The 26235-nt window shown below is 60.0% G+C and carries 25 protein-coding genes and 2 pseudogenes; 13 read left to right on the top strand and 14 right to left on the bottom strand.

The features are described 5' to 3' along the window. Window positions 1–81 precede the first annotated feature (81 nt). From BZ163_RS35575 to BZ163_RS12385, 4 genes and pseudogenes are all read left to right on the top strand, one after another. Window positions 82–177: pseudogene (locus BZ163_RS35575) on the top strand (hydrolase); the annotation flags it as partial. Window positions 178–265: 88 nt separating this feature from the next. Further along, window positions 266–973, top strand: a complete 708-nt coding sequence (locus BZ163_RS12375) for a hypothetical protein (protein ID WP_128871142.1) — start codon at window positions 266–268, stop codon at window positions 971–973. Window positions 974–1300: 327 nt separating this feature from the next. Then, a complete protein-coding gene (locus BZ163_RS12380) occupies window positions 1301–1684 on the top strand; it encodes a DUF6124 family protein (RefSeq protein WP_128871143.1) in 384 nt (127 codons plus the stop codon). Between the two features lie 39 nt (window positions 1685–1723). Continuing rightward, a complete protein-coding gene (locus tag BZ163_RS12385) occupies window positions 1724–1978 on the top strand; it encodes a hypothetical protein (RefSeq protein ID WP_128871144.1) in 255 nt (84 codons plus the stop codon). Window positions 1979–2106: 128 nt separating this feature from the next. Here the strand turns inward: BZ163_RS12385 and BZ163_RS12390 are convergent, their stop codons facing one another. After that, complete coding sequence (locus BZ163_RS12390; protein WP_128871145.1) at window positions 2107–2346, bottom strand: helix-turn-helix transcriptional regulator; 240 nt, start codon at window positions 2344–2346, stop codon at window positions 2107–2109. 505 nt (window positions 2347–2851) lie between these two features. Here BZ163_RS12390 and BZ163_RS12400 point away from each other — a divergent pair. Further along, window positions 2852–3880 carry a HAMP domain-containing sensor histidine kinase gene (locus BZ163_RS12400; protein ID WP_128871147.1) on the top strand — a complete coding sequence of 343 codons (1029 nt, stop codon included), beginning with the start codon at window positions 2852–2854 and terminating at the stop codon, window positions 3878–3880. A gap of 99 nt (window positions 3881–3979) precedes the next feature. Here BZ163_RS12400 and BZ163_RS12405 read toward each other — a convergent pair whose 3' ends face one another. Continuing rightward, window positions 3980–5203, bottom strand: a complete 1224-nt coding sequence (locus BZ163_RS12405; RefSeq protein WP_128871148.1) for an OprD family porin — start codon at window positions 5201–5203, stop codon at window positions 3980–3982. A gap of 228 nt (window positions 5204–5431) precedes the next feature. Here BZ163_RS12405 and BZ163_RS12410 point away from each other — a divergent pair, with 228 nt between their 5' ends. From BZ163_RS12410 to BZ163_RS12420, 3 genes are all read left to right on the top strand, one after another. Then, window positions 5432–6337: a LysR family transcriptional regulator gene (locus BZ163_RS12410; RefSeq protein ID WP_128871149.1), complete on the top strand. Its 906-nt coding sequence runs from the start codon at window positions 5432–5434 to the stop codon at window positions 6335–6337. A gap of 135 nt (window positions 6338–6472) precedes the next feature. After that, window positions 6473–7921, top strand: coding sequence for a YfcC family protein (locus BZ163_RS12415; RefSeq protein WP_128871150.1), 1449 nt, complete (start codon window positions 6473–6475; stop codon window positions 7919–7921). An 89-nt stretch (window positions 7922–8010) separates the two neighbouring features. Beyond that, window positions 8011–9876, top strand: coding sequence for a CocE/NonD family hydrolase (locus tag BZ163_RS12420; protein WP_128871151.1), 1866 nt, complete (start codon window positions 8011–8013; stop codon window positions 9874–9876). Here BZ163_RS12420 and BZ163_RS12425 read toward each other — a convergent pair. Then, the gene (locus BZ163_RS12425; protein ID WP_128871152.1) at window positions 9855–10688 is read right to left on the bottom strand and encodes a phosphatase PAP2 family protein; all 834 of its coding nucleotides are present in this window, start codon (window positions 10686–10688) and stop codon (window positions 9855–9857) included. The two genes, BZ163_RS12420 and BZ163_RS12425, sit on opposite strands and share 22 nt — an antisense overlap. Window positions 10689–10714: 26 nt before the next feature. Continuing rightward, window positions 10715–11386 (bottom strand): histidine phosphatase family protein, encoded by a 672-nt coding sequence (locus tag BZ163_RS12430; RefSeq protein WP_128871153.1) that lies wholly within the window; start codon window positions 11384–11386, stop codon window positions 10715–10717. A 238-nt stretch (window positions 11387–11624) separates the two neighbouring features. Between BZ163_RS12430 and BZ163_RS12435 the strand changes: the two genes are divergently transcribed. Next, on the top strand, window positions 11625–13544 hold the full coding sequence (locus tag BZ163_RS12435) for a methyl-accepting chemotaxis protein (RefSeq protein ID WP_128871154.1): 1920 nt from the start codon (window positions 11625–11627) through the stop codon (window positions 13542–13544). A gap of 49 nt (window positions 13545–13593) precedes the next feature. Here BZ163_RS12435 and BZ163_RS12440 read toward each other — a convergent pair whose 3' ends face one another. From BZ163_RS12440 to BZ163_RS12450, 3 genes and pseudogenes are all read right to left on the bottom strand, one after another. Beyond that, entirely contained in the window at window positions 13594–14013 is a 420-nt protein-coding gene (locus BZ163_RS12440) for a type II toxin-antitoxin system VapC family toxin (protein ID WP_128871155.1), read from the bottom strand. Then, window positions 14010–14255, bottom strand: coding sequence for a plasmid stabilization protein (locus BZ163_RS12445; RefSeq protein WP_128871156.1), 246 nt, complete (start codon window positions 14253–14255; stop codon window positions 14010–14012). Before BZ163_RS12445 ends, BZ163_RS12440 begins: the two co-directional genes overlap by 4 nt. Before the next feature lie 123 nt (window positions 14256–14378). Then, window positions 14379–15835, bottom strand: a pseudogene (locus tag BZ163_RS12450) (amidohydrolase family protein). Between the two features lie 25 nt (window positions 15836–15860). On the opposite strand from BZ163_RS12450, the gene BZ163_RS12455 reads away from it, so the two are divergent. After that, window positions 15861–16301, top strand: coding sequence for a hypothetical protein (locus BZ163_RS12455; protein WP_178110472.1), 441 nt, complete (start codon window positions 15861–15863; stop codon window positions 16299–16301). A 47-nt stretch (window positions 16302–16348) separates the two neighbouring features. Here BZ163_RS12455 and BZ163_RS12460 read toward each other — a convergent pair whose 3' ends face one another. The 4 genes from BZ163_RS12460 to BZ163_RS12475 all read right to left on the bottom strand — a co-directional run bounded on the left by BZ163_RS12460 (window position 16349) and on the right by BZ163_RS12475 (window position 20676). Then, entirely contained in the window at window positions 16349–17794 is a 1446-nt protein-coding gene (locus tag BZ163_RS12460) for a SulP family inorganic anion transporter (protein WP_128871157.1), read from the bottom strand. A gap of 218 nt (window positions 17795–18012) precedes the next feature. Next, window positions 18013–18906 carry an NAD-dependent epimerase/dehydratase family protein gene (locus tag BZ163_RS12465; RefSeq protein WP_128871158.1) on the bottom strand — a complete coding sequence of 298 codons (894 nt, stop codon included), beginning with the start codon at window positions 18904–18906 and terminating at the stop codon, window positions 18013–18015. A gap of 103 nt (window positions 18907–19009) precedes the next feature. Then, the gene (locus BZ163_RS12470; RefSeq protein WP_128871159.1) at window positions 19010–19921 is read right to left on the bottom strand and encodes a LysR family transcriptional regulator; all 912 of its coding nucleotides are present in this window, start codon (window positions 19919–19921) and stop codon (window positions 19010–19012) included. Between the two features lie 164 nt (window positions 19922–20085). Next, entirely contained in the window at window positions 20086–20676 is a 591-nt protein-coding gene (locus tag BZ163_RS12475) for an NAD(P)H-dependent oxidoreductase (RefSeq protein WP_128871160.1), read from the bottom strand. Window positions 20677–20836: 160 nt separating this feature from the next. On the opposite strand from BZ163_RS12475, the gene BZ163_RS12480 reads away from it, so the two are divergent. Continuing rightward, window positions 20837–21151: a putative quinol monooxygenase gene (locus tag BZ163_RS12480; RefSeq protein ID WP_128871161.1), complete on the top strand. Its 315-nt coding sequence runs from the start codon at window positions 20837–20839 to the stop codon at window positions 21149–21151. Here BZ163_RS12480 and BZ163_RS12485 read toward each other — a convergent pair. After that, window positions 21141–21905: a sulfite exporter TauE/SafE family protein gene (locus BZ163_RS12485; protein WP_128871162.1), complete on the bottom strand. Its 765-nt coding sequence runs from the start codon at window positions 21903–21905 to the stop codon at window positions 21141–21143. The genes BZ163_RS12480 and BZ163_RS12485 overlap by 11 nt on opposite strands. A 229-nt stretch (window positions 21906–22134) precedes the next feature. Here BZ163_RS12485 and BZ163_RS12490 point away from each other — a divergent pair, with 229 nt between their 5' ends. Further along, window positions 22135–23019, top strand: coding sequence for a LysR substrate-binding domain-containing protein (locus tag BZ163_RS12490; RefSeq protein WP_128871163.1), 885 nt, complete (start codon window positions 22135–22137; stop codon window positions 23017–23019). Between the two features lie 238 nt (window positions 23020–23257). Further along, the gene (locus tag BZ163_RS12500) at window positions 23258–23602 is read left to right on the top strand and encodes a cupin domain-containing protein (RefSeq protein WP_128871164.1); all 345 of its coding nucleotides are present in this window, start codon (window positions 23258–23260) and stop codon (window positions 23600–23602) included. Between the two features lie 160 nt (window positions 23603–23762). Here BZ163_RS12500 and mmsB read toward each other — a convergent pair whose 3' ends face one another. Beyond that, a complete protein-coding gene (gene mmsB / locus BZ163_RS12510; protein ID WP_128871166.1) occupies window positions 23763–24650 on the bottom strand; it encodes a 3-hydroxyisobutyrate dehydrogenase in 888 nt (295 codons plus the stop codon). A 10-nt stretch (window positions 24651–24660) separates the two neighbouring features. Next, entirely contained in the window at window positions 24661–26187 is a 1527-nt protein-coding gene (locus tag BZ163_RS12515; RefSeq protein ID WP_128871167.1) for a CoA-acylating methylmalonate-semialdehyde dehydrogenase, read from the bottom strand. Window positions 26188–26235 lie beyond the last annotated feature (48 nt).

Below are 26235 nucleotides of genomic sequence, written 5' to 3' on the forward strand. Positions count from 1 at the left end.
ATTCCAACACAAAAATCTAACCAATATAATATTTTAAAATCAATACCTTACGTTACCAGTTCAGATTACCCCGGCCCACCAGATTTGACGGTGGGGTCATCGCTGGATCGCACGGGTGGTTTGGGAGTGAGGCTTTTCAAGCACACCGTGACCCTGGATGAACTACAGCAGATCTAGTGTCGGGATGCTTGGCGCTACCCTCTCTATGCTGCTGTCTCATCTGCATGGACAACGTCACCGAACAGAAGCATTGAGGAAGATGTACATGATTGCCCGTATTTCAGCCGCCTTCGCCGTTATGGTTTCTTTGGTTGCCCATGCCAACGCTGGGGTCGCACCTCGTGTCGAAATCGCCTTCAATAACGGCGCCGAAACCGTGACGGCTAACCATTCCATCAAAGAACCGCTCGCAGCGCAGCACCTGTCATCGAGACTTGTCGATGATGCCAAGAACAGCATCCAGCCGTTCGACCAAACGCTCAAATTGCAGGGCATTCGTTTTCATGTGACGACGGCGTTGATCGATGGAAATCCCGTGCTCTACATCACACCCCAAGGGCTGGAAATCGATAATTCGAAGTTGACTCACCCACTCACCGGCAACATCGTTCGGGCGCAGGTCGCGGACCTTGATAGCGACGGTTCACCCGAGATTTACGTCTTCGTCAGATCATCGGGGCGTGGGATGGCGGGTGAGCTCATTGCCTACTCCGCTAACCGCAAGAAATCGCTCAGCACGATTTATCTGCCACCTGTCAGTGACAACCCGAAAATTGCAGAGGGTTACCAAGGCGAGGATGAGTTTGCTGTGACGGAAAATTCGTTGGTGCGGCAGTTTCCGATTTATGACGGTGCTGACGCCGAGGCTGGGCGGACGGGAAAAATTCGGCAGGTTCAATACAGGTTGATCCCAGGGGAAGCTGGGTGGCTGTTGAGAGTTTTTCAGGTGACGGATACTGAGGCAATCTTTTGAAGGAGAAAGTCACTCTCCGTCCTAGGAAATTTCCTGCAAGACGCGTCGCCTTCCATGAACTAGCGAACTCTGCCCGTCATAGATAGCCTTCAGGTGTCGCTGCAAATCAGCGATCGGCTTTGACAGGCTGAAAACCGGAACCTTCCACTCTACCTAATAAAACGGCATGCTTGCGCGCGTGCAGTTTTTTCATGGCGGCTGTGCGTGGGGCATCTTTGGATGCACCGGTTTCCTGTGTTTCCGGTCTGTCAACCTGCGTACAGCTGCCACCCTCCCTGTTTGACAGCAGGGGAATGGTAGTTCCTATGACAAACCAGGAATTAGACCATGAAAAAACACAGCCCCAATCCACCGGACTCCTCGCCGGATTTGGCAACAGATACCCCCGATTTATCCAAGCTCTCCGAAGTCACTGAACCCCTCGTAAGCGCTCGCCTGCGCAACCCACGCCTCCCCGATCCCGTCAGCCACGTCTTCACCATCCTCCCCGACATCGACACCCCCTCCCTGCTCGCTCACGCCTGCGAAACCCTGGCCTCGCTCAACGTCATGAGCACGGACCTTGCCTGCGATCTGGAAAGCTCTCGCCGCAACGTAGCGCTGGCGATCCAGCAACTGGCGGTGGTGGCCGAACTGTTGGTAAACCGGGCGCTGGACAACCTGGACCCACCCGATGGATTGCCAGAGAACCCGTCCGCCAGCCACCCTTGAGTGGCCGCGCGCCTTTGTTACCGACTGGAGGTTTTTGTCATGGCTCGATACATGCCGGTCACCGGCATCGATTGCAGCATTGCGGTGCTGTTGATCGACACCGAAGCGCCACTGGACGTATTGCACGAAACCGCGGCCTACCGCATCCGCACGGCAACCCAATTGCTGGAGAGCTTCGCTGCAAACGAAAATGTTCACAGTGAACTGGCGCGGGTGTTGGTCACTTCACTGCGCGACGGCTGCGATTTGTTGGACGTCGTCGGGCGGCGATTGCAGGCGCAGGTTTTGATGTAGAAAGAAAATGGGCGATCGCTGAGGTCGCCCATTTTTAGACTGTCATCCAACGCGGCTTCATGCACAACGACTCAACAGAAGGTTTCACTTTATGTAACTTTCTGTGGAGTCCGCCTCCTCACATTCATTCAGAAGAGCTCCGCAAGTTCTTCAAGGGTCGGCATGGCCGCTGGTATAACCGTGAGCTCACAATCCAAAGCGCCTAATACACGTGCATACGCCACCATGCTCACGCATAGAGCACCTTTTTCCACAGCAATGATTTTTTGCCGCGTCAACCCTGCGAGCTTTGCCTGGGTGTAGCCACGATTGATACGCTTTTCACGTATGTGTTTACCCAGCCGCCAGGCCAGTAGGCTGTAGTCCATGTTCAGTTACCGTGACATTTATCGTCAGATGTAACGAATACATAACATCGAAGCAATTCTAAGCACTCTCCCGCTTCAGAAGACGCATCGCGCAGATGAATTTTTCTTCACCCCACCGCCCCTCTCCAACCGGTACATTGCACTCGCTCTTCAAGAAACTACGGTTTGCCCGCCCTCCCGCGGGCTTTTTTTTGCCTTTTGAACGGTCAGCTTCATTCAGTCATCCAATAACCGCCCTCCTCTGACGCATTCCCCTCCCAATACCCTTATTGGGTGTACCATCGAAAACTGTCCATCAGATATCAGTTAGCCATGTCCACGCTAAGCGAAGAGAGCAGTCAGATCGTAGCTTCTCTGACGCACCGTGTTGGCCCCAACGCTGACGTTTCAGCCACAGCCGATGCCCTGTTTTTCGGTGAAGTGTTGCTGACTACTTTCTACCAGCTGCTGACTACCCTGATCGGGCCCTCGCTCACCGCACGTTTGCTTCGTGGCGGGTGGGATCATGAATGAGGCTAACAGCAAGAACGAGCAAGCAATGGCCACTGCCGCTCGCGAATTGTTCCTGCTCGGCCAGAAAACCGTCGAGGCGCGAGCCGTACTGGCGGCACTGCAAAAGGAGCTGAGCGAGGCCAACACCCGGCTCGTCAATATCCAACAGGTCGAGCAACTGATCGGGGCCAATCAGCAATTGGTCCTGGCGATTCTGCTGGCTCAGTCGGATGCGGAAAAACCCCAACGCTCAGCCGAAGAACACCAGCGTTACCTGGAGATGCGCGACACCAACGAACAATTGGTGCGTGCCGTGCTCAGTGCGCAACACCTGCAAGCCTCGGCGGAGCACAGCCTGGCCCAGCAACAAAATATCCTCACCCTGGTGGCTCACGAGCTGCGCAATCCTTTGACTCCCATCAGCATGATCGCCGGTCGACTGGTGCGGGTACCGAAAGAAGAGCTGCCCCGAATGCAGGCACTGATCGAAGGCCAGGTGCAGCACATGTCGCGCCTGGTGGACGATTTGCTCGACGTCTCCCGCGCCAGCACCGGCAAGTTGCGCCTGGATTGTCGAATCGTCGATATGGTGCAAATCATTCAGGAGGCCGTCGCCGTGTGCAGCCCGGTGATGGCCGCGCAGCATCTGCACTTCACCGCCGAGTTGCCTGAAGGTGCGCTCGCGGTGAACGGCGATCCGGTTCGGCTCACGCAAATCCTTGGCAACCTGCTGGGCAACGCGGCCAAGTACACCCAGGCGGGCGGCACGGTCACGCTGTCGGTGACCGCCGAAGACAATCTGCTGCAGATGAGCATCGGCGACAACGGCATCGGCATTTCTGCCAAGGCACTGCCTTTTATCTTCGAGCCCTTCGTGCAGGATGTTCACGCCGTCGACTTCAACCGTGCAGGCCTGGGCATTGGCCTGACCGTGGTACGCGAATTGGTCGAGGCTCATGGCGGAACGGTCATCGGCATGAGCGACGGCGACGGCAAGGGCAGTACCTTTATTGTGACGTTGCCGTTGGCGGTTGGAGCGTAAACCGCGTTGCGCCAGGTTGCACCGCGAAGCCAATAGTGCAGACGACAAAAAACCCGCAATCCCTTTCGGGACTGCTGGTTTTGTCGTTCTGAATCCGTATCACCACAATGCAATGTCATACGTCAGATAAAGCCGCCAGTTGTCCCGATCGCTGGCGTAGGTCGAACGATAAGTCGCCTTGCGCACTTCCATCCCCAGCCCTTTGAAGGCGCTGCTCTGAATGACATAACGAAGGTTGGTATCCGACTCCCACTCGCGGGCTTCCCGTCCCTTGTAATCGCCGTTCTCACCCTTGTAGTAACGCGTCATGAAGGTCAATCCGGGCACAACGGCAGCGAAGTCATAGTCGTATCGCAGCATCCAGGTTTGCTCTCCGCCCTGAATGAATTTTCCGACACCTGCATTCGTGAACGAGTACACCGTGGAGACACTGGTGTAGGGCAACGCTGTGTCGCCGGTGACTTTCTGATACCCCACACCGAGCGCTTGAGCGCCCAGGCGATAGGTAAACAGACCACTGAACATGTCGGCATCAACTTCGCCGTTGCGTGCCTCGCCCGCATCGCTACTGATGAAGTAACGCAGGTCGCTGGTCAGGTTGCCGCCGCCCACTGGAAGCTTGTGCACCAGGCCGAGAAATTGCTGGCGGTAGAACTCGCGCATTTCGCCGTAGTACCAGGTGCCGCTGAGGTTTGGGGTGAAGGTGTAGACGGCGCCGGCAAAGTCGAAATCCGTGCCCTTGTCACCCGTGTAGCCCTGAGGGTAAATATCGACACTGTCGGTGGAGTTGCGCTGTTTGAATTTATCCAGATGCCCGGTGTGCAGGTAGAGATTACGGATACCGGAGTATTCAACTTGAGTGCCGCGAAAGGTCTGCGGCAGCAATCGACCGTCGTTGTAGACCAGCACTGGAATCTTCGGCAGCAGATTGCCGGTTTTCACCACGGCATCGCCAATGCGCATTTTCGCCGTCACGCCCAGGCTGGAAAAACCGTCCGCCGCATGGCCGTCATCGTGTACCGGCAACAAACCCGTGCCGGCATGGGTCGGGCTTGAGTCCAGCTTGAGCCCGGCCAGCCCCAACGCATCCAGGCCAAAGCCGACCGTGCCAGCGGTGTAACCCGATTGCAGGTTGAGCAGAAAGCCCTGTGCCCACTCTTTGCGGTCGTTGCCGCCATCGCGGTAATCGTCGTTGAAGTAATAATTACGCAGGGAGAGTTTGCCGTGCGAATCCTCCAGAAACCCCTGAGCCATCAGCTCCGGGGACAGGCTCGCCAGTATTCCCGCGGATACAATCGCGCCTCTCGTGAACAGCTCACGCATCGCTTTTCCTCAGTGCCGTATTGTCGATTTTTATGGGCAGTAGCAAGGGTCCCGTTGCCGGGATTTGTCTCTGTGTTGTGGTGGTGTGGCGCTGGACTCAGCGGCGCATTGGGGCGGACACTAACGGCTCGCCAGCGCGTTCACAACGTTATGCGAGAAGCGCATCAGGCTATGCGCACGCTCGTGATACGGCACCTCACGTCGCTGAAAAACCAAGGGGATCCCTGCGTGAATTTCAAGCAACTCGAAGCTTTCAAGGCAATCATGGCCACCGGTTCGACCATCGGCGCGGCAACGCGAATGGGCCTGTCTCAATCGGCGGTCAGCCGCTTGCTGACGCAGCTGGAAGAGGCCCTTGGGTTTGCCTTGTTTCTGCGCAAAAAGGGCCGGTTGATGGCCACGCCTGAAGCCGAAGAACTGCTCACCGAAGTGGCCGGGCTGGTGGACGGCATGCAGCGCGTCCAGCGCCTGGCCGACGAGTTGCGGGTCGGTCGCACGCGCAAGCGTCTGCTCAAGGTGGGCGTGCCGACCAGCATGACCCAAGAGCTGTTGCCGAAGATCGTCGCCGATTTTCTCAAGAGCCACGAAGACATTGTCGTCGAGTTGCTGACCGGCTCTTACGACATGATCGAGCGGGCGGTGCTTGATCGCTCGGCAGACCTGGGATTCGTGCGATTACCCACCGACCTGCCGGACTTTGACATCGAGCCGGTGCTGGAAACCGAAGGCGTTTGTGTGATGCCGGCGGATCATCCGCTGACCCGCCACACGTTCATCGAAGTCCAGCATTTGCGTGACGTACCGCTGGTGCTGCTGGGTCGCCAACGCGCGCTGCGAGCGGAGCTCAACCAAGTCTTTCGCGCGGCGAACCTGACCCCGCAAGTGCGGATCGAAGTGCACTCGGTCGGCGCGGCGTGCAGCTTCGTCGCCGAGGGTCTGGGGGTCTCGATCGTCAATGGTTTGCTGGCCAGCCACTTCGCTCACCTGCCGATTGTCACCCGGCCGTTTCGGCCTGCCCTGCCCTATGCATTTGGCTTGGCATTCCGCCACGACGAGCCGCGCCCAAGCATTGTCAGTGCCTTTGCCGAGCACCTCAAGCGGCGCCTCAGCAAGTCGTGCGCCGCGGGTAAATGATGACAAACGCATAGCTCAACCCGTTCCGCGCATAACGTTGTGGCCGGCAAGCGTTTGGCCTAGTGTCCGCCTCACCAACAGCCGACACCCAAAACAATAACCGCGAGGACCTCCCTGCCAGTCAGGGCAAGAATCATGAGCGAACTACAGATCACTCTCCCCCCGCCGAGCGCCGCCTCCACGACAGTGGACTCCGGCAAAACCGGCCAACGCAAACCCATCAACCCGGCGATCATCCTGCTGAGCATCGTCTTGCTCGCGGTCGCATTCACGTATGCGGTCAGCTCCGGCACCTTCCAGCGCCAGAACGCGCTGGTGGTGCCGGGTTCCTATCAGGTCCTGGAAAAGAGCCATTCGCTGACGCAGTTGTTCTCCCTGGAGCCGCGCAAAACAAATGACGCCGTGGCCCGACCGGTGTCCCTGGTCGAAGGCTTCATGGCCATTCCCCAAGGCATCGAAAAGCGTGCAGCGCTGATTTTCATGGTGCTGTTCATCGGTGGCATGTTCGGCGTCCTGAACAAGGCCGGCGTGATCGACGCCGGCCTCGAACGCTTGCTGGGGATGACCCGGGGCAACATCTACGTGCTGGTGCCGATGCTGATGCTAGTGTTCTCGGCCGGCAGTACCTTCATGGGGCTGGCCAAGGAATTCATCCTGATCGTGCCGCTGATGGTGGCCATGGCCAATCGACTGGGGTTGTCGAACCTGATCGGGCTGGCCATCGTGTGTATCTCGGTGAAGATCGGCTACCTGGCTTCCATCACCAACCCCGTGGCGCTGTCAGTCGCGCAACCGATGGTCGGCTTGCCGATTTTCAGCGGCATGAGCATGCGGATCGCGGCCTACGCCCTGTTCCTGAGTGTCGGTATTGCTTTCGTGCTGTGGAGCATCCACAAACAGGGCTTCGACGCCAGCGCGAAAATCAACTTCGAACACAAACCGTTGCCGATCCGCCACCTGTTGAACCTGCTGGTTCTCGGGAGCGGCATCGCGTTCATGGTCTTTGCCTCAACCCGCTGGCAGTGGAAGTACCACGAGCTTTCGGCGTTCTATCTGTTGTTGAGCATCGCCTTCGCCGTCATCGCCGGTCTTGGCGCCAGTGCCACTGCAAACGCGTTCGTCGACGGCATGAAAAAAGTGCTGATCGCCGGCGTGCTGATCGGCCTCGCAACCGCGGTTGAAATCATCCTCACCACCGGACAGGTGCTGGACACCATCGTCAACGGCCTGGCCAGCGTAGTGAGTGATCATGGCCCGATCGTATCGGCCTATGGCATGTTCTTCTCGCAACTGGGGCTGGACGTACTGATCCCTTCGACGTCCGGTCAGGCCGCGGTGACCATGCCGATTTTCGGCCCGCTCGGCCAACTCTCCGGTGTCAGCCCGCAAACCACCGTGTATGCGTTTCTGCTGGGCAACGGACTGACCAACATGATCACGCCGACCTCCAGCGGCTTGCTGGTGCTGCTGGCCACCGCGCAAGTCGGTTGGGGCCAATGGGCGCGTTACATCCTGCCGCTGTTCCTGATTTACCTGGTGCTGGCGATGATCCTTCTGGCCATTGCAGTGACCACCGGCTACTGACCGCCCGATGGCACCTGCGGTGATGCCGCAGGGGCCCGCGTCAACAAGGTTTTGATATGAACTTCCTTTCTGAACAAGCGATACCGGCCATGCAAATTTTGCGCGACCAGTCGGTCCCCATGCGCGATGGCGTGTACCTGGCCACCGACATCTATCTGCCTGCAAACATTGAAGGTCCGTTTCCGGTCGTGATCGAACGCACGCCTTACGACAAAAGCAAACCGTCGCGTTCGGAGAAGCAGCTCGACGGGCAGCACATTTCCCGCCAGGCGATGGCGGCACGGTTCACCGAGCAAGGGTTTGTAGCGATCTTCCAGGACTGTCGCGGGCGTTACGCCTCCGAAGGGGTATTCACCAAGTACACCGCTGAAGGCGAGGACGGCTTCGACACGCTCGCCTGGATCGTCGAGCAACCCTGGTGCAACGGCCGGATTGGCAGCATGGGTTTGTCTTACGCGGCCCACACGCAACTGGCGATGGCTTGCCTGCATCCACCGGGGCTGAGCAGCATGGTGCTGGACTCGGGTGGTTTTGCCAACGCGTTCCAGTGCGGCATCCGTCAAGGTGGCGCGTTCGAGCTCAAGCAAGCGACCTGGGCCTGGCGACAGGCCAAGGAAAGCCCGGCAGCGCTGGCCGATCCACAGATTCGCGAGGCGCTGGAACAGGAGGATATTCATCAATGGTTTGCCCGCATGCCATGGCAACCGGGCCAGTCGCCCATTCGCCACGTGCCGGAATACGAAGCCTATCTGCTTGAACAATGGGCCCAGGGCAGCTTCAGCGATTACTGGCGTAAACCGGGAATTTACGCGGAGGGGCATTACCATGACCTGCCGGATATCCCGGTGCTGTTCATGTCGAGCTGGTATGACGCGTATGTCAGTTCGACCCTCGCCAACTACTGCGCATTCAAACGTCATAACAGCACACCGCAACATTTGATCATGGGACCTTGGCTGCACGGTGATCGCAACATCAGTCACAGCGGCGATGTCGAGTTCGGCGCAGCTGCATCCTTCGACGGCCGAGTGGCCGAGAACTGGCTGACGTGCCGGCTGAACTGGTTCGAGCGCTCACTCAAGGACCAGCCCACCAAAGCGCTGGCCGACGCGCCGGTAAAAGTGTTCCTGATGGGTGGCGGCGACGGTACGCCTGATGACAAGGGTCGTCTGCAACACGGCGGTCGCTGGTTGCACAGCCAACAATGGCCACTGCCTGGCAGCCAGCCACTGAGTCTGTACCTGGACCATGAGCGGCAGTTGAGCCGGGAACGTCCGGTCATGCGCGAGGCAACGCTGAGCTATCGCGCCGACCCCGACCACCCGGTCCCCACCATCGGCGGCGCATTGACGTCCGGTGCCCCGGTGTTCGCGGGCGGGGCTTTCGATCAACGTGAGCGACCCGACTTTTTCGGCACCCGCGGCAACAATCAACCGCTGTCGGAGCGCGAAGACGTACTGAGTTTTCAGACGCCGCCGCTGACCGAAGACCTGATCATTGCCGGCCCGCTGTACATCGAGCTATGGATTGAGAGCGACGCGCCCGACACGGACTTTACCGCCAAACTGGTGGACATCTACCCGCCGAGCGCGCACTACCCCGACGGCTACGCGATGAACATTACCGATGGCATTCGTCGCAGCCGTTACCGGGACTCATGGGAAAATCCCGAGCCACTGCAACCGGGTAAAAGGGTCAAAGTGGTGATCGAGCCGTTCGCGACCTGCAACGTATTCAAACGCGGCCATCGCTTGCGCCTGGACATTGCCAGCAGCAATTTTCCGCGCTTCGACGTGAACCCCAATAGCGGTGAAGCCGAGGGTCAGGCACAAAACAAACGCATCGCCATCAACACGGTGCACCTGAGCCAGGACTTTGCCTCCCGGCTGGTGCTGACGACGCTCCCGGCAGAGGCATTGCCGGCACTGGAGCGTCAGCCGGCAGATTGCGGCTGAGCCATCAATGCCGGTTCTTCATGCTTTTGCAGAACCGGCAGCTCCAGCCGCGCTCGCCCATAAAACGCCAGCGCCGTCAGCAAACACGCCAGCCACACGAAGATCCCGGCCCAAAAGGTGTGGGACATGTAATGCCAGCCTTGCAGAACCCGCGTCGTGCCGTAGACGAAACCGAGTGCCAGCGAGCCGTACATTACCGCTTTGGAATAGCGCCAGCGGTAGCGGCGTGCGACGAAGTACAACGCCAGCATGGTAAAACCACCCGAAGCATGACCGCCCGGCCAGCAGCGCCCATCCCCGGCAACCTTCAGCAGATCGAAATTCTGATACCACTCCTTGTGTTCAATCTTCCCCCCATACTGGGTCGTTTCGATCGGGCAATACACACTGGTATGGCCCTTGAGGTAGTGGATTACGCCGGTGCTGATAGAAAACGCGAGCACCACGTACAGGAAATCACGGCGGTGCCTGTTGGCAAACCGCAGCACCGGCGCGACTTTGATTTTTTCCAGAAACGCGATGAGGGTCGAATGCTTTTCAGCCTTCAGACGCGGCCAGAGAAACGACAGCAAGGCGCCGACGATGGCGATCTCGCCGGTCCAGTTCGGGATGATCCGCGCCCACTTATGGGTGATTTTTTCGAACCAATACACATGGTCCAACGGAAACGTCTGCGTCACCGGATCATAAAAAAGATCGTTGAAGGCGATGTCGATGCGGGTCAGGTCGAACAGCAGGAACACCACGAGCGCACAGGCCAGCGGGATACCGAAGTTCACCCAATAGAAACGTGAGCGGGAGGAAGTCAGCATTGAGCGCCCTGATTGAGAAAGTGAATTCATTCGCTGGTCACCGAGCCCCAGTCCGAGGCTTCGATGAAACCGAGCATGCGCGGTGCCTGTAACGTTTCGGCGGAAATGAACAAGGAAGCGCCGTACCCCAGGGTCGAGGTTGGCAACTTGAGGTCTTTCAGCAGTTGCGACATGCATTCGCTGTGGGTGACCAGAATCAGATTGCGGCCGGCCACTTTGTGCGCCAGGGCGTCACGCAACATGGTGCCCTTGCAGTTGACCAACCAGTCTTCATCGAAACTGATCTTGTTGAACATGTAGCCGGCGGTCTGCGCGGTCCGCATGACCGGGCTGTTGTAGATGTCGGCCTTGTTCAAGCCCAGTTGCTCGAACTGAGCACCCACCGCCACTGCCACGCTGCGAGAACGCTCGGTGATGCCGTCATTGCCGCTCAGGCAGGCTGCGGAGGAGTGATCGCAACGTTCGACGTGGCGCACCAGCACGATCATGTCACCTTTGGCCCAGCCGGCCGCCAACGCACGGACGCCGGCCACATTTTCGTCGGCCAGGTCCGGCACGGCGGCGGGTCGCAACAGCCATACCGTCAACGGGATCACCAACAGCGCCGAGGCCAGCACCACAGCCGCGTTGCGATAGCGGGCCAGACGGCTCAGGTCGAGGGAGCGTTTAATCCCGAACAGACTCAGTCTCAATTCCACATCAAGCCGCCCCGCCGGCATGCCTCACTGTCATTCGATGCCGCGAGGGTAGAGAGGCGCGCGTTGGCTGGGAGTGAAACGATTGTGAAAAAAAGCTTAAGAACAACGGCAAAAGATCTTTCTTCAGTTCCCAACCCCCCTGCCGATACACACCTGCTACCTACCTTGCTGGCGCCCAAAAACAACAATCTTCCAGCCAACCGACGATCAAGAAACACAACGTTCCTGGAGGAATTCGATGAATAGCTGGTTCGGCAATATCAGCGTGAACCTGAAACTGGGCCTGGGGTTCGGCCTGGTCCTGACCCTGACCTGCATCCTCGCCCTGACCGGCTGGACGAGCCTGGGCGGTTTGATTGACCGCAGCAACTGGATGAGCGACATCACCCAGCTCAATGCCGGCCTGACCAAACTGCGCGTGGTTCGGCTGCAATACATGCTGACCAACGGCGACGAAACCGCCGCGCAAAACGTACAGACCACCCTGGACGCGTTCTCCGCCCAGCAGCAAGCGCTGCTGGCGAAATTCAAGAGCCCGGACAACCTCACGTTGTTGAGGGAACAAGGCGCCGTCATCGAGGCTTACAAGGCGTCCCTGAACAAGATGCGCAGCGCCTACCGCACCGGTAACAGCGCCCGCGACGTCATGGGCAGCAACGCCGAAACCGCCAGCAAACTGATCGACGCCATCAACACCGCCGTGCAGCAAATGCCCCCGAGCGATCAGCGCTTCGAACAGTTCCAGGCCATCACGGCCGCCAAGGAAGCCTTCTTGCTGACCCGCTACGAAGTGCGCAGCTACACCGCCACCACCAACCCCGAGACCGAACAGAAAGCCGTCCGCCAACTGGATGTGGCGATTGCCAGCGTGAAGTCACTGGGCGGGCATTTCGCCGAGACTCAGCCAGACACTCTGCGGCAGCTGGAAGCCGCGCTGGGTAACTACCGCAGTGCCTTGCAGGCGTATAAAAACGCCAGCGACGACGCCGTCCAGGCGCGCAAGGAAATGACCGACCAGGGCGCCGCGATCGTGTCCCTGAGCGATCAGCTGTATCAGATTCAGCTCGAACGCCGTGACGCCGAAAGCGCCCAGGCCCGCACCCTGCAACTGATCAGCACCCTGCTGGCTTTGTTGGTGGGCATCATTGCTGCCGTCATCATCACTCGCCAGATCACCGGCCCGTTGCGCGACACCCTGGCCGTGGTCGAGCGCATCGCCAGCGGCGACCTGTCCCACGACGTCAAGGTGACTCGCCGCGATGAACTCGGTGTGTTGCAGCAAGGCATTGCGCGCATGGGCGTTACCCTGCGCGACTTGATCAGCGGCATTCGCGATGGCGTCGCCCAGATTGCCAGCGCCGCCGAAGAGTTGTCGGCCGTGACCGAGCAGACCAGTGCCGGGGTCAACAGCCAGAAGATCGAAACCGATCAGGTGGCCACGGCCATGCATGAGATGACGGCCACGGTGCAGGAAGTCGCGCGCAATGCCGAGCAAGCCTCCCGGGCCGCGGCTGCCGCTGACGGCGAAGCTCGCGAGGGCGACAAGGTGGTCAACGAAGCCATCGCCCAGATCGAACGCCTGGCCAGCGAAGTGGCGCGCTCAACCGAAGCCATGAATGTGCTGCAACAGGAAAGTGACAAGATCGGCAGTGTCATGGACGTGATCAAGGCCGTCGCTGATCAGACCAACCTGCTGGCGCTCAACGCCGCCATCGAAGCCGCCCGTGCCGGTGAAGCCGGTCGAGGTTTTGCCGTGGTGGCCGACGAAGTCCGTGGCCTGGCCCAACGCACCCAGAAATCCACCGAAGAAATCGAAGGCCTGGTCGCCGGTCTGCAAAATGGCACCCAACAGGTGTCGGCCGTGATGAACAACAGCCGCACCCTGACCGACAGCAGCGTGGCGCTGACCCGCAAGGCCGGCGTGTCACTGGAAAACATCACCCGCACGGTGTCCAACATCCAGTCGATGAACCAGCAAATCGCTGCCGCCGCCGAGCAGCAAAGCGCGGTGGCCGAAGAAATCAGCCGCAGCATCGTCAACGTGCGCGACGTGTCCGAACAGACGGCGGCCGCCAGCGATGAAACGGCTGCGGCCAGTGTTGAGCTGGCGCGGTTGGGTAATCAGTTGCAGATGATGGTGAGCCACTTCCGGGTTTAAACACACCTGATCGTTCCCACGCCCTGGTGGGAGCGATCTTTTACCTGTGTCAGGTATCCCACGGATTGATCACCTCGATCCCGGAAAATTCGAAGTCTCGAACATTGCGGGTGGCGATCGGTGCACCGTGAGTCCGGCATATTGCAGCAATTTGCGCATCAGCCATGGACACCGCTCGCCCCTGTGCTTCACAACCCGCTACCAGCGTTGCGTACTCGACGGCGGCGTGAACATCAAAAGGCAATATCCTTCCAGCGAAATCCTCTTCAAACATCTCCATCGCATGAGCTTCAAGTTTTTGCTTGCGCTTACCGCAAGGTAATCGGGCAATTCCATGAAGTATTTCTGCCACGGTCACTGCGCTGATCGCCAGATCCATCGCTGGCTGCCGATCAACCCAGGCCACTACTCGAGCCTCGGGCTCGGCCCGCATAAACTCGGAAAGAACATTGGTATCGAGCACTATCATTCAGAGAAATCCACCGCTGTAGCTTTCTCCGAACGTATGGGTAAATCGAGGTCCACGCCACCGACATCGTTGAATCTGTTGCGGATCCGGCTACCAAGCCCTCCAGCCCGGTCAACGGTAGCCAGCGCTCTCCCAAGAATCAGGCGGACCTCTTCTTCCATGGAGTGGCCGTTGTGAGCAGCGGCAATACGCAGCTGTTCTTTTATGGCGTCGTCCAGATTACGGATGGTGATACTGGCCATGGCGCGGCCTCCTGCAATCAATGAAATCATTGATTGCAGGCTAACACATAATTCTCAGTGAAGCGCGGAATGTGTTTTCCCTGTAGACGCTGCAAGGCAACGATCTTTGGGTGTCGCCCACGATCAAAGAAAGCCTGTGCGCAACTCCCCTTCCCGCGCCAGGAATCGTCCTGCCCTTCTGCCGTTCGCCTGACCTTCGCTGTAACTCAACACCCCATTGATCCAAACCCCATCAATCCCTTCCGCTGCCCGTTGCGGGTCATTGAAGTCCGCCACGTCGCGAATGGTCACGGGATCGAACAACACCAGGTCCGCCCAGTGTCCTTCGCGGATTTCGCCCCGTTGCTTCAAGCCAAATCGCGCCGCCGACAATCCGGTCATCTTGTACACCGCGGTGTGCAGTGGAAACAGCCCCACATCGCGACTGAAATGTCCCAGGACTCGTGGGAACGCGCCCCACAAGCGTGGATGCGGAAACGGGTCTTCCGGCAATCCGTCGGAGCCCACCATCGACAGCGGATGCGCGAGGATTCTTCGTACATCGGCCTCATCCATCCCGTAATACACCGCGCCGGCCGGTTGCAGGCGGCGGGCGGCATCGAGCAGCGGCACGCCCCACTCGGCGGCGATGTCCATCAGGTCGCGGCCACCCAACTCCGGGTGCGGCGTGGACCAGGTGATGGTGATGCGATGGGCATCGGTCACTTGCTTGAGGTCCAGGGTCGATGAACTGGCCGCGTAGGGATAACAGTCGCAGCCCACCGGGTGGGTTTTCGCCGCGTGTTCCAGGGCCGCCAGCAAGTGCGGACTGCGCCCCCAGTTACCGGCGCCGGCACATTTGAGGTGGGAAATGATCACCGGGGTTTTCGCATGGCGGCCGATCTGGAACGCTTCATCCATGGCCTCCAGTACTGGCTCGAATTCGCTGCGCAAATGGGTGGTGTACACCGCGCCGAATGCGCTCAGCTCTTCGGTCAGTTGCATCACTTCGTCGGTGGAAGCCGAGAACGCGCTCGCATACGCAAGACCTGTGGACAAGCCCAATGCACCCGCCTCCAGGCTTTCACGCAACTGTTCGCGCATCGCGCCGATTTCCTCGGGCGAGGCGCTGCGAAACAGGTCGTCGAGGTGATTGCTGCGCAACGCAGTGTGGCCGACCAGGGCCGCCACGTTCAGCGTGATATTCGCCGCTTCGACGGCGGCGCGGTAGTCGCTGAACGTCGGATAAACAAACGCCGCGGCGGTGCCGAGCAGGTTCATCGGGTCCGGCGGATCGCCGCGCAAACTCACCGGCGAAGCGCTGATCCCGCAGTTGCCGACAATCACCGTGGTCACCCCCTGGCTGAGCTTGGGCAACATCTGCGCTGGCGGATCACCACCGTGTCGTCGTGGGTGTGCACGTCGATGAACCCTGGCGCCAAGACGCGGCCGGCGGCGTCGATTTCTTCGGTGGCGCCGGCATCGTGCAGGTCACCGATGCGCTCGATGCGGCCGTTCAGGATCGCCACGTCGGCGGGATAACCGGGGGTGTTGCTGCCATCGATGATCAGGGCGTTGCGTATCAGCGTGTCGTACTTCATGTCAGTCTCCCAGCGGCAACGCCACATGCAGGACATTTTTTTCTATTGTCGTGTACCTTCACATTCGGCCAATCTCGACACTGTATGTGCAGTTTTCAAAAACTCGCCGTTCGCCAATGTTTCACCCACTCTCAAGAGCAAAGGAATGCAGATCATGCAATGGAAGACCGTGGTGTTCGCTGCGTGTTTGCTGCTCATCAGCGCCTGCCACGCCAGGCCGTTTCAGCCACCGCCCGCGGAGTCGACCCAGTGGCTAAAAGCCGGTGCCAGCGAGGATGACGCGTTTCAGTCGATGCTGGCGTGCGGGTACATCAATGGCTCTGGCACCGATGCCAAAGCCACAATCGAACAAAGAGTTGAGCGCTTCCAGTGCATGAAACTCGCAGGCTATAGCCGTCGCGACGGTCTGGATCTGTGTACCCAGCCAAGTTTTCACCCGCTGCAGGCTTGCGCGCCTGCCCATTGAAAAGACGAAACGGGTGCCGAGCCTCGTGCGAGCGATGATCAATCAAGTCAGTTAAGTTCGCCCCCTGCCCGCTTGAGCATTTGCTTGCAGCGCTCCGACAAGTGAAACACATGCAAATGTTTGCCCGCCTTGGCGTAGCGCTCACGCAGGGTTTTCAGCGCGGCGATCGCCGAGTAGTCGACAAATCTCAGATGACGACAGTCCAGGGTCACGTGCGCAGGGTCGTTGGCTGGGTCGAACTGATTGAGGAAAGGTGCGGTCGAGGCGAAGAACAGCGTGCCATGCAAGTGATACAGCTTGCTGCCGTCGGCTTCGATATGAGCGTCGGCATAGAGCTCGCGGGCCTGTTGCCAGGCGAAGTTCAGCGCGGCAATGATGATCCCGCAGAGCACGGCGGTGGCCAGGTCGGTGAACACCGTAATCACCGTGACGGCGATGATTACCAGCACGTCGTTCAGCGGGACTTTGTTCAGCACTCGCAACGAAGCCCAGGCAAACGTCTGCTGCGCCACCACGAACATCACCCCGACCAGTGCCGCCAGCGGGATGCGCTCGATCAGCGGCGACAAAAACAGGATGAACAATAGAATCAGGACCCCGGCCACTACCCCGGACAGTCGGCCACGACCACCGGAGCTGAGGTTGATCACTGTCTGGCCGATCATCGCGCAGCCGCCCATGCCGCCGAACACGCCGGAGACCATGTTGGCCGCGCCCAGCGCCACGCATTCGCGATCCGGGAAACCACGGCTTTCGGTAATCTCGTCGGTGAGGTTCAGGGTCAGCAGGGTTTCCAGCAGGCCGACCAGCGCCATCAAAATCGCGTAGGGGGCGATGATGTGCAGGGTTTGCAGATCCCAGGGGATGTCCGGCAGCGCAAAGGTCGGCAAGCCACCGGCAATGTGCGCCATGTCGCCCAGGGTGCGGGTGGGCAGGCCGAGCAGATACACCGCGAGGCCAACGCCCAGGATCGCCACCAGCGCCGGCGGCACGGCACGGTCAGGCGGCGGCAGCAGGTCCACGATGGCCATCGTCACCGCCACCAGCCCCGCCATCAGGTACAGCGGCGCCCCGCTCAGCCAGGCGTCACCGTTCTTGAAGTGCTCAAGTTGAGCCAGGGCAATGATGATCGCCAGGCCGTTGACGAAGCCGAGCATCACCGGGTGCGGCACCATGCGCACCAGTTTGCCCAGCTTCAGCAGACCGAACGCCAGCATGATCAGCCCACCCAGCAGCACAGTGGCCAGCAGGTACTGCACACCGTGCTGCACCACCAGCGCGACGATCACCACCGCCATCGATCCGGCGGCGCCGGACACCATGCCCGGCCGCCCGCCGAAGAGCGCGGTCAGGGTGCAAATGATGAAGGCGCCGTAAAGCCCCATCAAGGGATTGAGGTGGGCCACCAGGGCGAAGGCGATGCATTCGGGCAGCAAGGCGAAAGAGGTGGTGAGCCCGGCCAGGACATCGGCGCGCAGACGTTTTGGTTTCATGACTTACCCAAAAATTTTGGCCGTAGGGAATGGCCAGCAAAGAGGGTGCGGATGTTACGGAATTGAGGGCAGCCCGGCCAGTTGTTGGGCTGCTGAAAACGCCTTCGCGAGCAAGCCCGCTCCCACAGGGTTATGTGCCGTTCGCCGATTTCGTGAACGACACATTACCGGTGGGAGCGAGCTTGCTCGCGATGGCAGCGATGCGGTCTATAGAGAACTCAAACCATCTCGTCCCGAATCCACTCAACCACCGAAGTCCGCTTCGGCGCCCAGCCCAGCAGTTCACGCGCATGCTTGCCGCGAACCCGGCTGTTGGAACCCAGGCCATAGTTGGCCATTTCATAACCCCACTCGGCTTCGGCGTCTTTCAGCGGCCAGTCTTGTGGCGCCCCCAGCTTCAGCGCTTGGGCAATCGCCGTGGTCATGTCGATGAACGACGCCTCACCGCTTTCGACGAAGTAGAAGGTGCCCGGTACGTTGTTGGTCAGCGCCAGCAGATACAGGGCCACCACGTCTTCGATGTGCACGTTGGACCAGATGTTCTGGCCCGGGCCGACATGCCGGACCACACCGCTTTTGCGTGCCTGCTTCAGCAAGCGCGGCAACTGCACGCTGTCACGATTGACGCCCAGGCTGTGACCGTAGATCAGGGTGTTGCAGATAACGGCTGAGTTCACCCCGTCTTTGGCGGCGGCGAGGATCAGGTTATCGATGGCCACGCGAGCCGCCTTGTCGACCGTCGGCTCCGGCAGGCTGTCTTCGTAATAGACGACGTCACTGGATTTACCGCCCGACGCATCGCCGACAATGCTCGACCCGCTGGTATGCAGGAACACTTTGTTGGAACCGCGCAGTGCATCGAGCAAGGCGTCCACTGCGCCGCGATGGTCGCTGCTGGCGGCATTGATCACGGCATCGGCAGCCTTGGCCTGTTTGGCCAGCAGTGCGCTGTCGTCCAGCGTGCCGATCACCGGGGTGATGCCCAGTGCGCTCAGTTCATTGGCTTGTTCGGCGCTGCGCACCAGGCCGGTAACCTTGTGACCTGCCCGGACAAGACCGGTAGCGATGGAGCCGCCGATAAAACCGGCAGCGCCGGTAATGAATACGTTCATGGAGAAACTCCCTGCGTTAATAAGTGATGCAGCCAGTATCGGGGAGCGATGCCTGGGGAAACAGGCGGCACAGCCCAATTCACTCTTGCGCAGGGATCACGAATCAACCCGAGAAGTCCGCTATCGCGTAATCCGCCAATTTGCCCTGGATGAAGTCCAGGAAGCACTGAATGCGCAGGGCCAGTTGCGAGTTACGGTAGTACACCGCATTGATCGGCTGACGATAGCCGCTGTTGAACTCCGCCAGCAGTACCTGCAGGCGCCCCGCGCGGATGTCGTCGATCGTCATGAAATGCGACAGGCTGGCGATGCCCTGCCCTGCCAGTGCCAGGTGCCGGATGGTCTCGCCGCTTGAGGCGCTGATCGCCGCCTGGATCGGCCAGCGATCACCGTGCACATAACGCAGCGGCCACTGGTTGAGGCCTTCGTTCTGGGTAAAGCCCAACAGCGTGTGCCCGGACAAATCCGCCACCTCAACCGGTACGCCGTGTTTTTCCAGGTACGCCGGGCTGGCGACAATGTGCAGCGGGCTGCAGCCCAGGGAGCGGGCGTGCAAGGTCGAGTCGGCCAGCGTGCCGATGCGGATGGCGATGTCGGTGCTTTGCTCGAGCAGGTCGATGATCAAATCGTTGCTGTTGAGTTCGAGCTGGATGTCCGGATAGAGACTGCGGAACTCATCGATATACGGCACGATGGCGTGCAGCATGAACGGTGAGGCAGCGTTGATCCGCAGGCGCCCGGACGGGGTTTGCTGGCGTGAAGTCAGGCGCTCTTCGAGTTCGTCCATCTGATCGAGAATCAGCTTGGCGTGCTCGAAGAAGTACTTGCCCTCCTCGGTCAGGTCCATGCGCCGCGTGGTGCGGTTGATCAGAGTGGTATCGAGCTTGGCTTCCAGCCTGGACAAGGTGCGGCTGACTGCTGAAGGCGTTTGCCCGACCTGCTCGGCCGCAGCCGAAATCGACCCGCATTCAATCACGCAGACGAAAATCTGCAATTCATCGGATCTGGCTTTCACGGGTGTCCTCTCACAAATAGGCGTGGCTTGAATCGCCAAGATCGCAGCCTTCGGCAGCGCCTACAAGGATTGCTCCTCCCCGAATCTGGGGAGTACGCCATCTGTAGGAGCTGCCGCAGGCTGCGATCTTTCCCGCCGTTGCGACGGATACTAGCCGGAAAAATTCAGGCAGGCAGGCCAAACACCTCGGTCAAATGCTGCGCGTAACGCACCACGTCGGCTTCGATATTGGGGCGCTTCATCACGTCAACACTCAGGAACGTCGGCAAGCCAGTCATGCCGAGGAATTCGTTGGCCTTGTGAAACGGGAAGTACACCGCGTCCACGCCCTTGGCTTCGAAGAAGTCGGTGGGGTCGTCGAATGCTTGCTGCGGCGCGTTCCAGGTCAGCGACAGCATGTATTGCTTCCCCTGTAACAGACCGCCGCTGCCGTACTTCTGCGAGGCATCGGAACGGGTACGACCGTCGCTGGCATAGAGGCTGCCGTGACCTTCGGTGAAGACTTCATCGATGTACTTTTTGACAGTCCACGGTGCGCCCATCCACCAGCCCGGCATCTGATAAATGATCACGTCGGCCCAGAGGAATTTGGCGACTTCTTCGGCGACGTCGTAACCCTCGTCGATGAAGGTGGCTTTCACGTCCACGCCGCCGCGATCCAGCACACTCAGCGCGGCGTCATGCAGGGTGGCGTTGTAGCGGCCATCGGAGTGGGCGAACTTTTTGCCGCCATTGAGCAACAGGACTTTTTTCATCAAAGGTCTCGGAAGGTTGGAATTCGATGGCGGCAGAGTATCGATCTGCCTCGCGTGGAATAAGCGCTGAATTCACAAAAATCATTTGACCTATACGCAAGAATCGACAGGCGATTGTTGCCATAAACTAGCGCCGATTCTTAACTGGAGGACATTTCTGATGAGTGACATGCAAGGCTTCATCCTGCACGCCAAGACCCGCCCGGAAAAATCAGACGCCTTTGAAGCGTTTTTCAGCGCGCATGTGCAAGCGAGTCGCGCCGAGCCCGGCTGCATCGAATACCACATGCTGCGCGACAAACAGGACCCGACGCTGTTTATCTTTTATGAGATCTGGCAATCCCAGGCTCACTTGGATGTGCACTCGAACCTGCCGCACATGAAACAGTTCCTCGAGCAGCGCGATGAGTACCTGGAACGGGACTTCGAGATTCGCGCCATCGACATGCTCAGCCCGTCGTCCGCTACCCGCTGATCAGCAAGTGGCCACCGAGTACGCCGAGGCCGATGAAGAACACTCGCTTGAACAGCACGGCGCTGATCCGCTGGCGCAGCCATTGCCCCAGCAACATGCCAAGCACCGCCGGGATCAGCGCCAGCAACGACGCACTCAACTCGCCACCGCCCAGGGCGCCGCGCCATGCCAGGCCGGCGGCCAGGGCCAGGGTCGAGACGGTGAATGACAGGCCCAGCGCCTGCACCAGTTCATCCTTGTTCAAACCCAGCGCTTGCAGATACGGTACCGCCGGAATCACGAAGACCCCGGTGGCCGACGTGATCACACCCGTCACCAGGCCGCAAAGCGGAGCGAGCCAGCGCTCGCTGCTACCGCTGACGCGCAAGGGCGGCAGGAACAAACCGCTCAATGCGTACAGCAACAACGCCGCCCCCAGTCCTCGCACCACCCAGTGACCACCCGTCATGCCGATCCACATTGTGCCGGCAGCGGTGCCGATGAATATCGCCAGCAGCATCGGCCACAACCGTTTGACCAACCCCGATAAATGCCCGCCGAAGGCCAATTGCCAGACGTTGGTGAGGGTCGCGGGGATGATCAACAATGCGGCAGCCTGCGATGGCGCCATAGCCTGGCCGAGCAGGCCCATGGCGATGGTGGGCAGGCCAAGGCCGATGACGCCTTTGATCATGCCGGCCAGGAGGAAGGTGGCGATGACCATTAAAGAAAGGGTCAGGCCGAGGTTTTGGTAGAAGGTTGCGAGCGTATTCATGGGCTTATCCTGGGCCTGAATGGGCTGCTTGGAAATCTGTCATATACTGAGGCTGCCTCTTGATTTGGCAGAGGCTGAAGTTTTTGCTGCGGCTGTTGACGCCTTCGCTGGCAAGCCAGCTCCTACAGGTTTTGTCGTTCACCCATTTCGCGACCGGCACAATATCTGTAGGAGCTGGCTTGCCAGCGAAGGCGCCCACCCAGACAACAATCATCCAGAGGCCGTACCCATGCACTTCGACTTCACCGACCTGCGCCTCTACCTCAACATCCTCGACACCGGCAACATCACCGCCGGCGCTGCCCGCAGTCATCTGTCCCTGGCCGCAGCCAGCGCACGCATCCGCGCCATGGAATCCTCTCTCGGCATCGATTTCCTGGAACGCGGTCGACGCGGTGTCACCCCCACACCCGTCGGCAAAGCGCTGGCGCAACACGCTCGCGTCTTGCTGCAACAGGCCGAACGCATGCAACAGGATCTGGCCGACTACGCCCAAGGCGTCAAAGGCCAGGTACGGCTGTTGTGCAACACCACGGCGATCACCGAGTACCTGCCAGAGTTGCTCGCGGACTTCCTGCGCGAGCACCCCAACCTCGATATCGACCTGCAAGAACTGCCCAGCACCCGCATCACCCACGCCTTGCGCGAGGGCGCGGCAGACCTCGGAATCGTGTCCGACGCCGTAGACATCGACGACCTGCAGACCCGCCCGTTTCGTGACGATCCGCTGGTGCTGATCATGCCGCGCGATCATCCCCTGGCAGACGCCGGCTCAGTCAGCTTCAGCGACACCTTGCACCACGATTACGTCGGTCTGAACGCCAACAGCGCCATGGCCGTCTACCTTGAAGAACAGGCACTGCACGCAGGCGTGCGCCTGCAGATCCGCATTCGCGCCGATGGTTTCGACGGGGTGATGCGCATGGTCGCCCGGGGAGCGGGGCTGGCGATCGTGCCTCTCGCTGCAGTCGAACGCAGGGCCAGTGAAACATCCTTCAAGCACCTGGCCCTGCAAGAACCCTGGGCCCAGCGCAAGCTCATGCTCTGCGCCCGGGACTTCGCGGTGTTGCCCGGTTACGCCAAGGCCTTGCTGCACGCCTTGACTCTCCCCTGAGGGGCAGACGCTGCGTGAAGGCTATCAACCGGTTCAACCACTGGAAACCGACTTGGGCCAGGCCCAGGCAGACATCCTGTGGCCCCGGATCGATTGTCCGCTGGAAAGTCTTTGAGGGTATGGCGCGTTTCTGGACAGTTCGATGTCGACCCCAGACAACTGACCGGCGAACCGACGCTATAGGGTGCGTGTTCAGTTCTCGAACGCTACTTCTTATCGCTCAAGGCCCGGAGTCCACATGACCGCATCCATTACCGTTCTTCGCGACACCCACCCGCTACCGGTGCTCGACGCCTGCAAATGGGAAAAACTCGAAGGCGACCCGCACACCGTCAACCTCAATGCCTACACCAGCGAAGACGGCAGCAAGATCATGGGCACCTGGATCTGCACGCCGGGCAAGTGGTACGTGGAATACGTGAAGTGGGAATACTGCGATTTCCGCGAGGGGTACTGCATTATCACCCCAGAAGGAAAGGAGCCGATCCATCTGCGCGCCGGTGATATTTTCGTCATCGAGCCGGGCATGAAAGGCACGTGGGAAGTGGTGGAGACCGTGCGCAAGTACTTCGTGTTTGCCTGATATAAAAAACCGGGAGATCACCCGACGTGATCTCCCGGTAAATATCGATGCGACCTGTAGGAGCAAGCTTGCTCGCGAAAAACTCGAGAGCGACGCGGGGTATCAGATTTTCCGCAATATCGTTAACGACCATCGTCGGAACGCCGCCCGGAGCGAGCTCCTACTGTGGTTTGCGATAGCTGTTGATGATCGCCGAGAAGTCCTTGCCCCCTTCCCCACGCTGACTCATCGCCTGATACAACTGCTGCGCCACCGCGCCCAGCACCACCGGCTGGTGAGCCTGGCGTGCCGCTTCCGTGGCCAGTCCCAGGTCCTTGAGCATCAGTTCGGCACCGAAACCGCCGGTGTAGCCGCGCGATGCCGGCGCCGTTTCAACGATGCCCGGGTACGGGTTGTACATTTCCGAGCTCCAGCAGCGTCCGGTGGAACTGTTGATGACACCCGCCAGCACCGTGCTGTCGATCCCCAGGGCCTCGCCCAGAGCCATGGCTTCGCTGACGCCGACCATGGAAATCCCCAGCAGCAGGTTGTTGCAGATCTTGGCGATTTGCCCGGTGCCGACTTCGCCGCAACGGACGATGTTACGGCCCATCTGCGCCAGCACCGGTTGCAGGGTGGCGAACAATTCAGGCGTGGCACCCACCATGAACGTCAGGGTCCCGGCGGCCGCACCGCCGGTACCGCCGGAAACCGGCGCATCGGCCATGGCCACGCCTTGTTTGGCGGCGGCCGCGGCCACGTCACGGACGGTCTGCGGATCGATGGTGCTGCAATCCACGGCCGGCACGCCCTTGGCGATACCCGCCAGCACGCCGTCTTCGCCCAGCCAGACGCTGCGCACATGCACCGCGGCTGGCAGCATGGTGATCACCAGTTCGGCGTCTTGCGCCGCTTCACGCGCCGAAGCGCTGATGCTGCCGCCCAGTTGCTCCAGCTCCGCCAGTACGCTTGTGTTCAGGTCGACCAACCGCAGCGAGTGGCCGGCCTTGATCAGGTTGCGCGCCATCGGCGCACCCATGTTGCCGAGACCGATAAAAGCGATTTTCATGTCCGGCTCCTTAACGCAAGTTGATGGTGGTGTTCACACCGTCGTTGACGCTGTCGTCATCGAACCAGCGACTGGTGACAGTCTTGGTCTGAGTGTAGAACTGCACCACTTGCTTGCCATACGGGCCGAGGTCGCCGAGTTTGGAACCGCGTGAACCGGTGAAGCTGAAGAACGGCACCGGCACCGGAATCGGGATGTTGATGCCGACCTGGCCGACGTCGATTTCGGTCTGGAATTTACGCGCCGCCGCACCGCTCTGGGTGAACAAGCCCGTGCCGTTGCCGAACGGGTTGGCATTGACCAGCGCGATGGCCTCATCGAGGGTGTCGACTTCCAGCACTACCAGCACCGGGCCGAAGATTTCCTGGGTGTAGATCTGCATCTCGGGCGTCACGCCGGAGAACAGGGTCGGGCCGACAAAGTTGCCCTTCTCGAAGCCTGGAACGCTAACGTCGCGACCGTCCAGCTCAAGCTTGGCGCCTTCCTTGATGCCGCTCTCGATCAGATCCAGAATCCGTGCCTTGGCTTTTTTGGAGATCACCGGCCCCACATCGGTGCCCGGCTCGCTGCCGGCATTCACCTTGAGTTTCTGTGCCAGTGCCTTCAGGTCCGGCAGCCATTGCCTTGCCGCGCCCACCAGCACCACCACGGACGTGGCCATGCAACGTTGACCGGCGGCACCGAAACCGGCACCCACCAGCGCATTGAGTGCCTGGACGCGGTTGGCATCCGGCAGCACCACGGCGTGGTTTTTCGCGCCCATCATCGATTGCACGCGCTTGCCGTGTTTGCCGGCCAGGTCATAGACGTGGGTACCGACTGCAGTCGAACCGACGAAGGACACCGCCTTGATGTCCTTGTGAGTGCAGAGCGCATCCACCACATCCTTGCCGCCGTGTACGACGTTGAGCACGCCCGCCGGCACGCCGGCTTCGATCGCCAGCTCCACCAGCAGCATGGTCGACATCGGGTCCTGTTCGGACGGCTTGAGCACGAAGGTGTTGCCGCAAGCGATGGCCATCGGGAACATCCACAGCGGAATCATCGCCGGGAAGTTGAACGGGGTGATGCCGGCGCACACGCCGATCGGCTGGCGCAGGGTGTAGGTATCGACGCCGCCGGCGACGTTCTCGGCGAATTCGCCCATTTGCAGGCTGCCGATGGAGCAGGCGTGTTCGACCACTTCCAGGCCGCGGAAGATATCGCCTTCAGCGTCGGCGATGGTTTTGCCCTGTTCGTTGCTGAGCACCACGGCGATGCGCTTGGAGTGCTCGCGAATCAGCGCCTGGAGCTTGAGCATGATGCGCATCCGCGCGCCGATCGGCGTCAGCTTCCAGGTCTGGAAGGCGCGGTGGGCGGCGCTGATCGCGGCGTCCACTTCCTGCGCGGTGGCGAACGGAACCTTGGCCAGCACTTGCTGGGTGGCCGGGTTGATGATGTCGTGCCATTCGGTGGTCTGGGACTCGACCCACTCGCCGTCGATCAACAGCTTGACCTTTTGAACGGTAGTGTCGTTTGGCGTGAGCGATGCGTTCATGCTGGTCTCCTGGACGTTGTTGTTATCTAGAGAAGTATCGGAGAAGCC

It is taken from the genome of Pseudomonas sp. VI4.1, assembly GCF_002029345.1.
In the GTDB taxonomy this organism is placed as follows: domain Bacteria; phylum Pseudomonadota; class Gammaproteobacteria; order Pseudomonadales; family Pseudomonadaceae; genus Aquipseudomonas.